The sequence below is a fragment of the Stenotrophomonas bentonitica genome (assembly GCF_002887735.1).
Lineage (GTDB): Bacteria > Pseudomonadota > Gammaproteobacteria > Xanthomonadales > Xanthomonadaceae > Stenotrophomonas > Stenotrophomonas bentonitica_A.
Genome location: NZ_PKQP01000005.1, coordinates 153,118 through 166,142 on the forward strand (window position 1 = coordinate 153,118; position 13,025 = coordinate 166,142).

A 13,025-nucleotide genomic window follows, 5' to 3' on the forward strand; every position below is an offset into this window, starting at 1 on the left:
GCTCAGGCCGCGACGAAATTCATGGCCACGCCGTTCATGCAATAGCGCAGTCCGGTCGGGCGCGGGCCATCGTCGAACACGTGGCCGAGGTGGCCACCGCAACGCCGGCAGTGCGCCTCGACCCGGACCATGCCCAGCGTGGTGTCGCGGTCTTCGCCGACGGCATCGTGCAGCGGCGCCCAGAAGCTGGGCCAGCCGGTACCGCTGTCGAACTTGGTGGAGGAGGAGAACAGCGGCAGCGCGCACCCCGCACAGGTGAAGGTGCCGCGCCGGTGTTCCTTGTTGAGCGGGCTGCTGAACGGCCGCTCGGTGCCCTGCCGGCGCAGCACGCTGTACTGGGCCGGGGTGAGCTGCTCGCGCCACTGCGCATCGCTGCGCATGACCTCGAACTGGCGCGCAGGCGCGGCGGGAGCTGCCGGGGCGGGCCCGCTGCAGGCGGTCAGTCCGAACAGGCCGGCCGCGGCAGCCATGCCACCCATTCCAAGCACATTGCGACGTGTGTAACGCATGGCCGATCTCCGGGCACGGGGACGATGCGGCCATGCTGCGCCCGGCCCGGTCAACGAATCCTCACGCAGGGTTAAATTTTCCGTGACACATTCAGGTCGCGATCCGTCGACAATGCCGCCATGCCCTCCTGCCGCCCCCTGAGCCGATGAGCAGTGCCAAGCGCGTCCTGATCGTCGAAGACGATGTCCACATCGCCAACCTGCTGCGCATGCACCTGCGCGATGAAGGTTATGAGGTCACCCATGCCGCCACCGGCGACGAGGGCCTGGCCCTGCTGGAGGCGCAGCCGTGGAGCGCGCTGGTGCTGGACCTGATGCTGCCCGGTGTGGACGGCCTGGAGATCTGCAAGCGCGCCCGTGCGATGACGCGCTACACGCCGATCATCATCACCAGTGCGCGCGCCAGTGAAGTGCACCGCATTCTCGGCCTGGAGCTGGGCGCAGACGATTACCTGGCCAAGCCCTTCTCGATGCTGGAACTGGTGGCACGCGTGAAAGCGCTGCTGCGCCGGGTGGAAGCGATGGCCCAGAACGCACGCATCGATGCCGGTGAGATCGAGGTGGCCGGGCTGCGCATCGACCCGGTCGCCCGCACGGCGCTGGTGGAGGGACGACCGCTGGAGTTGACTCCGCGCGAGTTCGACCTGCTGTACTTCTTCGCCCGTCATCCCGGCCAGGTGTATTCGCGCATGGACCTGCTCAACCAGGTGTGGGGCTACCAGCACGACGGCTACGAGCACACCGTCAACACCCACATCAACCGGCTGCGCAACAAGATCGAGCGCGATGCGGCCAATCCGCAGCGCATCCAGACGGTCTGGGGACGGGGCTACAAACTGGTCGATGGCAACGAAGGGGGCGGCGCATGATCCGGCTCACGTTGTCGCAGCGCCTGTCCGCGGTGTTCTTCGCGCTGCTGCTGTTGTGCTGTGGCGCGCTGGTGTGGATCCAGATGCGCAGCACCACGGTGCATGAGCAGGAAACCGTACAGCGCCTCTCGCGCGGGCTGGCCGAACACATCGCGCGCAGTGGCGAGTTGATGGATGGCCGCGGCATGCGCAACGGCGAAGTGCGCGCGCTGTTCGGCAAGCTGATGGCGGTCAACCCGAGCGTGGAGGTATACCTGCTCGACGACCAGGGCCGCATCCTCGGCCACGATGCTCCGGACGGTCATCTCAAGCGCAGCCGGGTCGATCTGGCACCGGTAAAGGCGCTGCTGCGCGACGAGCCGCTGCCGATCCTCGGCGATGACCCGCGCAGCGCCACCGGCCGCAAGGTGTTCAACGCGGCGCCGCTGTGGGTGCAGGGGCATCAGGCCGGCTACATCTACGTGGTGCTGGTCGGTGAACAGCGAGAAGCACTGGCGGCCAACATCGCCGCAAACAGTACGCTGCGCACCACGCTGTGGTCGTTGGCGATCGTCGCGGTGGTGGGCCTGCTGGCCGGCCTGGTCGCGTTCCGTTGGGTCACCCGCCCGCTGCGCCAGCTGACCCGGCGCATCCAGTCCTTCGATGTCGATGCCGCCACTCCCGATGCCGCCCCGCCGCCGGCGCCGCTGCGCAGCGGCGAGCGCGATGAACTGGCCATCCTGCAGCACAGCTTTGGTCACATGGCCCAGCGCCTGGGCGAGCAATGGCAACAGTTGCGCCAACAGGACCTGCAGCGGCGCGAGCTGGTGGCCAATATCTCCCACGACCTGCGCACGCCGCTGTCCTCGCTGCACGGGTATCTGGAAACGCTGGCCCTCAAAGACGCCACGCTGGGCGCCGACGAGCGCCAGCGCTATCTCTCGATCGCGCTGTCGCAGAGCCACAAGGTCGGGCGCCTGGCCCAGGCGTTGTTCGAGCTGGCCCGGCTCGAACACGGCGGTGTCGTACTGGACCGCCAGGCGTTCTCGCTGCCGGATCTGATCCAGGATGTGTTCCAGAAATTCGAGCTGGCGGCCGAGTCCCGCCGGCAGACACTCAGCGCCGACATTCCGCCGGGTATCCCGCCGGTGATCGCGGACCTGGCATTGATCGAGCGGGTGCTAACCAACCTGCTCGACAACGCGATCCGCCATACGCCGGAAGGCGGGCGCATCACGGTCACCCTGCGCGCGGCCGATGGCCAGGTGCAGGTCAGCGTGGCCGATACCGGCCCGGGCATTGCCGCCGAACGCCGCGCCACCCTGTTTACCGCGATGCCGGCGTTGAGCAGCCAGCGGCCGGACAGCGGTGGGCTGGGCCTGCTGATCGTGCATCGCATCGTGCAGCTGCACGGGCGTGAGATCCGCCTGCTGGAGAGCCGGGAAGGGGCGTTGTTCGTGTTCTCGTTGCCGGCAGCGCGGTAACAGCGCCCAAAAAAAAGACCCGACAGAGGGAGGGTTCTGTCGGGTCTGGGATTGCGTGGGGGGAGGGACCCACGCAAATTCGATGTTGTCCGGCTCAGCCGCGGGTCTTGCCTGCGCTGGGCGTGGCGGCCGCGAACGGCTGCCGGGCGAGTTCGCTGAAGGCTTCGGAGGCCTTCAACCCCATGCCGGCCACTTCCTGGCTGGCGCTGGACCAACGGGCGAGGTTGTCACGCGCCAGTTGCGCGCCTTTGGGCAGCAGCAACTGCAGCGTGCCAGCATCCTGTGACTGCACGATTTCACCGAAGAACCCGCTGGTGGCGGTGATGTTCTTCTCCAGCGTCTTCAACTGCACCCCGAACATGCTTTCGGCATTTTCCAGCGCGAGCCGGTTGGCACGCGTGGCCGTGGCGGCCAGCTGGCGGGTGTAGTCGCTGAAGGAATCGGTGAACGCGGACGCCATGGTCAGGACGGCTCGAGAACGTTGATGCAATGCAGCATACGCCGAAAATATTGCATTGCAACATTCCATCGCCAGTGGTGGCCCGGTTTTAGTTGAACCGGTTTCCAATCAATGGGTTGCGAAGGCTTGCGTGCGATGATGATGGGGTGGGAGCCGACCAACGGTCGGCTCTACCGCGCGCTGCCGGGTCAGCCGCGGTAGCGGCAGCCGGAGGTGCAGGTTTCGTGCACGGTGACTTCGCTCAGCTCGGGCAGGGCCGGCTTGAGTTCGTCCCAGATCCACATCGCCAGGCGCTCGCTGGTCGGGTTCTCCAAGCCGGGGATGTCGTTGAGGTAGTGGTGGTCCAGACGGTCGTAGATCGGCTGGAAAGCGGCTTTGACGTCGCCGAAATCCATGATCCAGCCGGTCTGCTCGCCGGGCTCGCCTTCCACTTTGAGTTCCACCCGGAAGGAGTGGCCGTGCAGGCGCGCGCACTTGTGGCCCGGCGGCACGTTGGGGAGGTGGTGAGCGGCCTCGAGGGTAAAGACTTTGAAGATTTCCATGGCCGCATTGTAGCGGTGGGCTGGGGCTCCAGCAGGGGTCGGGCGTTAATTGTTGCTAACGAAAACATTTCCATCCGGATGAAGAGATGTTAGTTTCTCTTATATCCGTATGAAGAGATGTTATTGGCCGCGGTTCAGCCAGGCATGGACTACTGCGGAACTTGTCGTCCACCACCCCACTGAAGTTCATGCCCAAGCACACTCTTCTTGTAGCGGCGCTGTCCGTCGCTCTGGCAACGCCTTTGACCGCGTTTGCCGACGCCGCCCCCGATGCCGCCGCCGCCGGCGACAGCAAGACCCTTGCCGCCGTGCGGGTCACCGGGTCCAACATCAAGCGCACCGATACCGAGTCGGCCAACCCGGTGCAGGTGATCGAGCGCCAGCAGCTGGAGGAGACCGGCAAGGCCACCGTCGCCGACCTGCTGCGCTCGATCTCGGCCAACACCGGCAACGCCAACAACGAGACCACCAACAACGGCTGGGCCTCCGGTTCGGCCGGCATCGGCCTGCGCGGCCTGTCGCAGAAGAACACGCTGGTGCTGCTCAACGGCCGTCGCCTGGCCAACTACGGCTTCCCGGCCGGCGGCCTGTCGGACACCTTCGTCAACCTCAACGCGCTGCCGCTGGTGGCCGTGGAACGCATCGAAGTGCTCAAGGACGGCGCCTCGGCGGTGTACGGCTCGGACGCGGTGGCCGGCGTGGTCAACATCATCACCCGGCAGAATTTCCAGGGCGCCGAACTCGGTGGCAGCCTCGGCACCGCCGACCAGGGCGGGTTGGACGAGCAGAACCTGAAGTTCATCGGCGGCATCGGTGATCTGGACACGGATGGCTACAACATCCTGGTCAGCCTGGAAGGCTACAACCGTGAGCGCCTGGACCAGGACCAGCGCGACCTGACCAAGTCGGGCATCTACACCGACAAGCCCGGCGGCCGCTGGAACGGCTGGTCGGCCAAGGGCGCGCGGTATCTGGTCAACGGCACCTCGGTGCCGATGCTCGATGCCAACGGCAACTGCCCGGAGGGCACCACCCTGGTCGCCAGCGCGCCGATCGATGGCCTGGCCGGCAACACCTGCGGCTTCAACCAGGCGCCGTACACCACGCTGATCCCCTCGACCAAGCGTTACCAGGCCTACGTCAACGGCACCTTCCGGGTGAATGACAACGTCGAAGCCTTCGGTGAAGTGCTCTACAGCGACATCAAGGGCGTCTCCTGGTTCGGCAGCAGCCCGTTCTTCACCCTGGAAAGCGGCCGCTTCGCGCTCAACGCCGATACCGGGCTGGCCGAGCCGGTCTCCTCCAATCTGCCGGCGAGCAGCCCGTACAACCCCTACGGCCGCGCCGTGCCGATCGAGTACACCTTCTTCAACCTCGGTGCGACCATCAAGACCAACCGCTCGCAGGCCTACCGCGGCCTGGTCGGGCTGCGCGGCAGCCTGCAGAACTGGGACTGGGAAGTGGGTGCATTCGGTGCGCGCAGCAGTGAGAGCGAGACCGTCTCCGGCGGCTTTGCCAACCGCTATGCGCTGGCCGATGCGCTGGCCACCGGCAGCTACAACCTGCTCAATCCCGCGGCCACCCCGCAGGACGTGCTCAACGCGATCAACATCAGCACGCTGCGCCCGGCCGAGTCGGTGCTGCAGGGCGTGGATGCCAAGATCTCCGGTGCGCTGGGCCACACCTGGGCCGGCGAGATCGGCTTTGCCGCCGGTGCCGAGTGGCGCCGCGAGAAACTCGATTCCAACAATCCCTGGCAGATCGATGCGGGCCTGCAGATCCGCCCGGCGATCGCCGAGGTGCACGGTGAGCGCAAGGTGACCGCGGCCTATGCCGAAGTGAACGTGCCGCTGGCCGAGCGCCTGGAGCTGCAGGCCGCTGCGCGCGCCGATCATTACAGCGATTTTGGCGATGCCTTCTCGCCCAAGCTGAGCCTGCGCTGGCAGCCGTGGGACATCCTGCTGGTGCGCGCGGCCGCCTCCAAGGGCTTCCGTGCGCCGTCGCTGTCGGAGAATTCCAACAGCACCAGCATCGCCTACGGCAGCGTGATCGATCCGCGCGATCCGGATGTGCCGGGCTCGCGGCAGAACCCGACCTTCTTCACCGTGGGCAACAACGACCTCAAGCCGGAGCGTACCAAGAGCTTCAATGCCGGCATCGTGCTTTCGCCGTGGTCCAACACCAGCCTGAGCGTGGACTACTACCGCATCGAGCTGGAAAACCTGGTAGGCACCAACAACACCCAGACTCTGGTCACCGATGACGTGCCCGGCGCGGTGCTGCGCGATGAGCGTGGCAAGCTGCTGGCGGTCTACAACCGCTATCAGAACCTGAGCGAGCTGAAGACCTCCGGCTTCGATGTCGAACTGCGCCAGCGCTTCCCCACCGAGCGTGCCGGCGACTTCGGCCTGAGCACCGCCTTCACCCACGTGCGCGACTACAGCCGCCCCACCGTGGTCGGTGGTCCGCTGGTGGATTACGCCGGCAGCAACCTCGGCGCCACCCTGCCCAAGAACAAGGCGACCACCACCTTCGATTGGAGCTATGGCGATTTCCGCACCGCGCTGACCTGGTACTACACCAGCGGCTACGACCAGAAGGCCAGCGCCGCGGCCACCGCCGTGCAGGACCGCGTGGATGCCTACAACCAGTTCGACCTGTACCTGGGCTACACCGGCATCGACAAGCTGACCCTGTACGCGAAGATCCAGAACCTGGCCGATGAGGAACCGCCGTACGACGCCTCGTTCCCGGGTATCCGCGCGCCGTACGACTTCAGTCAGTACGATCTGCGCGGCCGCTACTTCACGGTCGGCTTCGACTACCGCTTCTGAACCTGCGGGCCGGTTGCCTTTGCGCCGGCCCGGCACCTGGCTGCACCGGAGCGTGCGCATCCAACGGGGCCGGCGGAGATGCCGGCCCGCTTCATGGGGAACTGCTGTGTCTTTGCATCGTGTCGTGTCACGTCCCATCACCTGGCTGATGGGCGCGTTGTGGTTGCTGGCCGCGCCAGCGTTCGCGCAGAGCGCGTACTTCTTCCCGCAGGGCGGCGAGTTCGATCCGTCCATTCCCACCCCGCAGCAGTTCCTCGGCTATGAGATCGGCAGCCGCTACACGCGGCACGACCAGCTGGTGGCCTACTTCAACGAACTGGCCAAACACTCGGACGAGATCAAGGTCGAAGAGATCGGCCGCAGTTACGAGGGCCGCCCGCTGCTGATCGCCACGGTGACCTCGGCACAGAACCTGCAGAACCTGGAGGCGCTGCGGCGCCAGCACGTCACCCTGGCCGATCCGGCGCAGCCGCTCTCGGCCGCCGGCAGCAGCCCGGTGGTGGTGTGGCTGGGCTACAGCGTGCACGGCAATGAAACCTCCAGCGGTGAAGCCGCGATGCTGACCGCCTACTACCTGGTCGCCAACCGCAGTGCGGAAACCGCGCAGTGGCTGCAGCAGGCGGTGGTGCTGTTCGATCCGGCGCAGAACCCGGACGGGCGCGACCGCGCGGCGAGCTGGCACAACGCGTATGCGTCCTCGCCGGCCTCGGCCGATCCGGCCGACAAGGAACATGTCGAACCGTTCCCGCAGGGCCGCACCAATCACTACTTCACCGACCTCAACCGCGACTGGCTGGCGCTGACCCAGCAGGACACGCGGCCGAAGATCGCCTACTTCCACCAGTGGTATCCCAACGTCCAGATCGATTTCCACGAGATGGGCAAGGACAGCACCTACTACTTCGAACCGTCGCCGGCCAGCATGCACAGCCCGCTCATCCCGGCCTCGTCGTATGCGTTCAACAAGACCCTGGCCAAGTACCACGCACAGTCGCTGGATGCACTGGGCTCGCTGTACTACACCGGGGAGAACTTCGATAATTTCTCGCCGGTCTATGGCTCGACCTACCCGGACTTCCACGGTGCGGTGGGGGTGACCGTGGAGCAGGCCAGCTCGCGCGGCCGCGTGCAGGAATCGGTCAACGGCCTGCTGACCTTCGGCTTCACCATCCGCAACCAGGTGGCCACCGGCCTGGGCACCGTGCGCGGCGCGGTCACCGAGCGCGACGGGCTGCTGAAGCTGCAGAAGGATTTCTTCCAGTCGGCCCTGAAGCAGGCCAACCAGCAGCCGGTGAAGTCGTTCGTGTTCGGCGACGCGGCCGATCCGGGCCTGACCCGGCGCCTGCTGGATCTGCTGCTGCAGCACCAGATCGCCGTGCAGGCATTGAGCGCCCCGGTGACGGTGGACGGCCAACGCTTCGAGCCGGGCAGCGCCTACGTGGTCCAGGCCGCGCAGCCGCAGTTCCGCCTCGTCCATTCGATCTTCGCCGACACCCCGCCGATCAAGGGCGATGTGTTCTACGGCAGCACCTCCTATGCGATCGCACCAGCCTACGGCGTCGCATTCGCCGCCAGCCGCAGTCGGATTGCCGGTGGCGAGCGCGTGGCCAGCGTGCCGGACGCGAACGGCGGCGTGGTCGGTGGCCAGGCGGGCTATGCCTACGTGTTTGACTGGCGCGATTACAACGCCAGCCGCGCGCTGTACGCGCTGCAGGCCAAGGGCCTGCTGACCCGCGCGGCCTTCCAGCCGTTCACGGCAGCCACCGCGCAGGGCGAGCCGTCGTTCGGCTACGGCAGCGTGGTGGTGCCGGTGGCGGGCCAGCCGCTGGCCGGTGCCGAACTGCTTGCGGCGGTCGACACGGCCGCACGCAGCAGTGGCGTGCATATCCAGGCGCTGTCCAGTGGGCAGAGCCGTGGGGGTATCGATCTGGGCAGCGACAGTCTCAAGGCACTGCGCAAGCCGGCGGTCGCGCTGGTGATGGGCGAGGGCGTGAGTGCCACCGAGATCGGCTCGGCCTGGTTCCTGCTTGATCAGCACCTGCAACTGCCGGCCAGCAAGATCGATCCGGCCCAGCTCGGCAAGGTCGCTCTGGATCGCTACACCACGATTGTCCTGGCCGGGGGCACCTACGGTGGCGTCGATGCCACCGCCGTGGCCGCGCTCAAGCGCTGGATCAATGCTGGCGGCACGTTGATCACCTATGGCACCGCCGCGCGCTGGGCGATCGAGCAGAAGCTCAGCGACGAAGTGCTGGGGCCGGAGGAGAAGGAACCGGAGGCGGCACGACGCGCCTTTGGCGATCAGCGCGACATCGCCGCGATCGAACGCGTGAGCGGCAACATCCTCAGCGCCGACGTTGACACCACGCATCCGCTGGGCTTCGGCGTGCCGCGCCGGCAGCTGGCGGTGAACAAGGAAAACGGCCTGAGCTTCCAGCCCAGCCGCAACCCGTTCTCCACGGTGGTACGCATCGACGAAGCGCCCAAGGTCAACGGGTATCTGTCCGAGCGCAACCGCAGCCGCGTCGCTGGTGCGGCCTGGCTGCTGGTCTCGCCGCAGGGGCAGGGCAACGTGGTGCTGTTCGCCGATGACCCGGCGCATCGCAAGTACTGGCACGGCACCGAGCGCCTGCTGTTGAACGCGATCTTCTTCGGCAACCAGCTCAACCCGACCAAGCCGCGCGGCTGACGCCTTCGGCAGCGGTAGTGCCGGCCGCTGGCCGGCTCCCGACCACACCCGGGGTGACACGCCGGCCTCCCCCCCTATGTGTCCGACACAGCCGACCAACGTCGGCTGTTTTCGGTTGCTGGACACCATCACACCCCATGTGAAAATTCCGTATTGCGAATCATTCGCAATAAGAATAGGATGGCGCCCGCCGGGATCGCCCGGCTGTTTCCGCGAGAAGCCGCCCACCTGATCGCTGCGCGTCCACGTTGTCGAACCGTAACCGTCCTTTCTCCAGGGGAACCACCATGAAGATCGTCCCGCTCACCGCGGCCCTGCTGGCACTGGTGCTGGCGCCGGCCGCCCATGCACAACCGGCCACCAAGGCCCCCCCTGTGTCCCCGACCGCGGCCGCCTTCCTGGCGCAGTTCGCCACCGAAGGGACCGACAGCGTCAGCTGGGCCCAGTTCGAGGCCTTCCGCAAGCAGCGTTACACCGACACCGACCGCAACCAGGACGGCCACGTTGACGAACAGGAATACGTCGATGAGTACCTGCAGCGCTTCGATGTGCGCCTGGCCGACGCGCGCGCTGGCCACCTGCGCCAGACCGACACCCGTTTCAAGGCACTGGATCGCGACGGAAACGGGGCGATCAGCCGCGCCGAGTACGATGCCGCCGGCGAACGCACCTGGGCCGGCTACGAGACGTCGCAGAACGCCTCGCAGGAGACCGCCGGAGCGTCTTCGCGCGATCCGCTGAAGATGCCGACCTCGCACACCGCCAACGGCATGCTGGAGCTGTACGACCGCAACCAGGATGGCGCGGTGGGTCGCGAAGAGTTCGACGCAGTGCGTGCCGCGGGCTTCGCCGCCACCGATGCCGACGGCAACGGTACGCTGTCGCTGGCCGAATACACCGCCGAGTTCAGCGGCCGCCTGGAGCAGCAGCGCCAGCGTGTCCGTGCCGATGCCGCGCGCCAGGCCCGCGTGCGCTTCGCCTCGCTGGACAACGACACCGATGGCCGCATGACCTTTGCCGAGTACCAGCTCTCGGGCAAGCGCATGTTCGACCGCGCCGACAGCAATGGCGACGGCGTCGTCGATGCACGCGATCCCGAGCCGGTCGCCGGCGCGCATTCGGCCAACGGCAACCGCTAGCGGCCGGGACGTGCCCTGCACGTCGCACGCCTGCACCCACGGATGAACCCGGCGCGCGCCCCCTGCGCGCCCTTGCCCCCCAGCCCCGCTCGATCCACCGATCGCCGCAGCCAGGAACGGCCCGCCGCCACCGCGGCCTCACGCCATTTCCTTCCCCTCCTGCGGAGCTTGATCATGAAGTCGTCCCTCACCCTGCTGGCGCTGGCGGTTGGCGCCAGCCTTTCCGTCACCGTGCATGCTGAAACCGCTGCCGATGCCAGCACGCTCGATACCGTGCGCGTGCAGGCCGAGCGCGCCAAGAAAACCCGTTCGACCAACCAGAACGTCACCGTCCTTACCGCGGCCGATCTCGACAACGAGATGGCCAACACGATGGAAGAAGCGATCCGCTACATCCCCGGTGTCAGCATCGTGGACATGGGCCGCTTCGGCGACAACGGCTTCAATATCCGCGGCCTGGAAAGCGACCGCGTCGCGATCACCGTCGATGGTCTGAGCCTGGGCGAATCGGTGGAAACCGCGCGTTCCTACGAGTTCTTCCGCGGTGGCCGCGGCGATGTGGACATCGATACCCTCAAAAGCCTGGCCGTGATCAAGGGCGCCGACTCGATCAGCGCCGGCAGCGGTGCGCTGGGGGGTGCGGTGGTGTTCACCACCAAGGACCCGGCCGACTACCTCACGCGCACCGGCAACGACACCCACCTGGGCTTCAAGGCGGGTTACTCGGGTGCCAATGACGAAACCATGGGCACGCTGACCTTTGCCAACCGTACCGGCATCGTCGAATCGATGCTGGTCTACACCCGCCGCGAAGGCCATGAATCCGAGTCGTGGTATGACACCACCAACGACCGCATCGGGGTCGGTCGCCGCACACCGGATCCGGTGGACAGCACCCGCGACAACCTGCTGGGCAAGCTCGACCTGCAGCTTGACGAGGCCAACACGCTGGGCTTCCTCTACGAGCGTGGCCGCGCCACCAACGACGTGGACAACCTCTCGCGCGTCTACGCGCCGGGTTACCTGTCGCGCAAAGGCCATGACACCAACGACCGTGACCGCTACGGGGTGAACTACCAGTGGCGCGCTGACAACGCGCTGTTCGATACGCTGGATGCACAGCTGGACCGCCAGGTCACCGACAGCCGTGGCATCACCACCATCGTGGCCGGCAGCGGTTGCCCCGGCGGCACGACGCCATGCCTGCGCAGCGAGAACCGCTCGACCAAGCAGACCCTGGACCGCGCCGCGGCCGACTTCAGCAAGGTCTTCGCCACTGCCGGCGCGCGCCATGACGTGGTCTACGGCCTGGCCTGGCAGCAGCGCGACATCGATTTCACTGCGGTTGATACGCGCTGGAATGCGGCCGGCGCGGTCGCCTCGGTGGAGATCGACCCGCGGCAGGTGCCCAAGACCGACGTGACTGCCTGGAACCTGTACCTGCGCGACAGCGTGCAGCTGCTGGACGAACGGCTGACGCTCAGCGCCGGTGCGCGCTACGACCGTTACGATTACTCACCGCAGGTGGATGCCACTTTCGTGGACCGCACCGGCACCGTGCGCGATGTGAGCTTCGCTTCGCCGAGCTGGCAGCTGGGCGCCGAGTACCGCTTCCTGCCCGATCACGCGCTGTGGGCCCAGGTGGGTCGTGGCTTCCGCGCACCGACCGTGGCGGACATGTATTCGCCGACCAGCGCCACCCAGGTCATCAACGCGCAGAACGGCCAGCCGCTGCTGCTCAACGACACCGTGTCCAACCCGGACCTGGAGGCGGAGAAGAGCCTGAATCTGGAGTTCGGTTACCGCTGGAGCACCGATCACGCGCAGCTGGGCCTGTCGGTGTTCCGCGACCGCTACGAGAACTTCATCGAGTACACCAACCTGGTCCAGTCGGTACCCGGCGGCTTCCGCACCACCGCCACCGGCCCGGTGCTGTATTCGCGCAACTACACGATGCCGACCAACGCGGGCGAAGTGACGGTGAAGGGCGTAGAGCTGGAAGGGCGCTGGCAGATCAGCGACGCCTGGTCCTCGCGCCTGGCGGCCTCCTACAGCGAAGGCGAGAAGCGCAACGGCGACCCGCTGGAGAGCATCGTGCCGGCCAGTGCGGTACTGGGCGTGCGCTACGCGCCGTCGCCGGTGTGGAACCTCACCGCCAGCGTGACCCACGCCGTGGCCAAGAAAGCGAAGGACGCCTACACCACCGACGCCACCGGCAAGGTCATCACGCCCGCCTTCGTCGACAAGGCCGATGGCTACACCGTGCTGGATCTGTACGGCACCTGGAACGTCACCCCGCAGTGGAAGCTCAGCGCCGGTATCTACAACCTGACCAATGAGGAGTACTACCTCTGGCAGCGCGTGCGCAACATCAACAAGGGCACCAACACGCTGTACGGCTACGTCAACGATGAGGGCATCGGCCGCTACAGCGAGCCCGGCCGCAATGCGCGGATCACGGTGGCCTACAGCTTCTGAGTCGGGGCGCCGAGCCACTGCCGGACAGGCGCCAACGACCGG

9 protein-coding genes are annotated in these 13,025 nt (G+C 66.7%); 6 read left to right on the plus strand and 3 right to left on the minus strand.

What is annotated here, in order from left to right:
• Positions 1-2: 2 nt before the first annotated feature.
• Positions 3-509, minus strand: a complete 507-nt coding sequence (msrB, locus tag C0R07_RS11585; protein WP_070471651.1) for a peptide-methionine (R)-S-oxide reductase MsrB — start codon at positions 507-509, stop codon at positions 3-5.
• A gap of 146 nt (positions 510-655) precedes the next feature.
• Between msrB and C0R07_RS11590 the strand changes: the two genes are divergently transcribed.
• Together C0R07_RS11590 and C0R07_RS11595 are read left to right on the plus strand one after the other, a co-directional pair.
• The gene (locus C0R07_RS11590) at positions 656-1,378 is read left to right on the plus strand and encodes a response regulator transcription factor (protein ID WP_070471652.1); all 723 of its coding nucleotides are present in this window, start codon (positions 656-658) and stop codon (positions 1,376-1,378) included.
• A complete protein-coding gene (locus C0R07_RS11595) occupies positions 1,375-2,841 on the plus strand; it encodes a sensor histidine kinase (protein ID WP_046273818.1) in 1,467 nt (488 codons plus the stop codon). Before C0R07_RS11590 ends, C0R07_RS11595 begins: the two co-directional genes overlap by 4 nt.
• A 94-nt stretch (positions 2,842-2,935) precedes the next feature.
• Here the strand turns inward: C0R07_RS11595 and C0R07_RS11600 are convergent, their stop codons facing one another.
• Together C0R07_RS11600 and queD are read right to left on the minus strand one after the other, a co-directional pair.
• The gene (locus C0R07_RS11600; protein ID WP_102788972.1) at positions 2,936-3,301 is read right to left on the minus strand and encodes a phasin family protein; all 366 of its coding nucleotides are present in this window, start codon (positions 3,299-3,301) and stop codon (positions 2,936-2,938) included.
• Between the two features lie 188 nt (positions 3,302-3,489).
• A complete protein-coding gene (gene queD / locus C0R07_RS11605; RefSeq protein WP_019182605.1) occupies positions 3,490-3,843 on the minus strand; it encodes a 6-carboxytetrahydropterin synthase QueD in 354 nt (117 codons plus the stop codon).
• Between the two features lie 188 nt (positions 3,844-4,031).
• Between queD and C0R07_RS11610 the strand changes: the two genes are divergently transcribed.
• The 4 genes from C0R07_RS11610 (at position 4,032) to C0R07_RS11625 (ending at position 12,983) form a co-directional block, all read left to right on the plus strand.
• Positions 4,032-6,677 (plus strand): TonB-dependent receptor, encoded by a 2,646-nt coding sequence (locus tag C0R07_RS11610; RefSeq protein WP_102789032.1) that lies wholly within the window; start codon positions 4,032-4,034, stop codon positions 6,675-6,677.
• Between the two features lie 106 nt (positions 6,678-6,783).
• Entirely contained in the window at positions 6,784-9,366 is a 2,583-nt protein-coding gene (locus C0R07_RS11615; protein ID WP_428991902.1) for a M14 family zinc carboxypeptidase, read from the plus strand.
• A gap of 287 nt (positions 9,367-9,653) precedes the next feature.
• Positions 9,654-10,505: a hypothetical protein gene (locus C0R07_RS11620; RefSeq protein WP_102788974.1), complete on the plus strand. Its 852-nt coding sequence runs from the start codon at positions 9,654-9,656 to the stop codon at positions 10,503-10,505.
• Between the two features lie 174 nt (positions 10,506-10,679).
• A complete protein-coding gene (locus C0R07_RS11625) occupies positions 10,680-12,983 on the plus strand; it encodes a TonB-dependent hemoglobin/transferrin/lactoferrin family receptor (protein ID WP_019182601.1) in 2,304 nt (767 codons plus the stop codon).
• Positions 12,984-13,025: the final 42 nt, after the last annotated feature.

What these genes read in the sequence shown, in the direction of transcription:
- C0R07_RS11600 (WP_102788972.1), bottom strand. Translation starts at nt 3,301, where the DNA reads ATGGCGTCCGCGTTCACCGATTCCTTCAGCGACTACACCCGCCAGCTG.
- C0R07_RS11610 (WP_102789032.1), top strand. Translation starts at nt 4,032, where the DNA reads ATGCCCAAGCACACTCTTCTTGTAGCGGCGCTGTCCGTCGCTCTGGCA.
- C0R07_RS11595 (WP_046273818.1), top strand. Translation starts at nt 1,375, where the DNA reads ATGATCCGGCTCACGTTGTCGCAGCGCCTGTCCGCGGTGTTCTTCGCG.
- C0R07_RS11620 (WP_102788974.1), top strand. Translation starts at nt 9,654, where the DNA reads ATGAAGATCGTCCCGCTCACCGCGGCCCTGCTGGCACTGGTGCTGGCG.
- C0R07_RS11625 (WP_019182601.1), top strand. Translation starts at nt 10,680, where the DNA reads ATGAAGTCGTCCCTCACCCTGCTGGCGCTGGCGGTTGGCGCCAGCCTT.
- msrB (WP_070471651.1), bottom strand. Translation starts at nt 509, where the DNA reads ATGCGTTACACACGTCGCAATGTGCTTGGAATGGGTGGCATGGCTGCC.
- C0R07_RS11590 (WP_070471652.1), top strand. Translation starts at nt 656, where the DNA reads ATGAGCAGTGCCAAGCGCGTCCTGATCGTCGAAGACGATGTCCACATC.
- queD (WP_019182605.1), bottom strand. Translation starts at nt 3,843, where the DNA reads ATGGAAATCTTCAAAGTCTTTACCCTCGAGGCCGCTCACCACCTCCCC.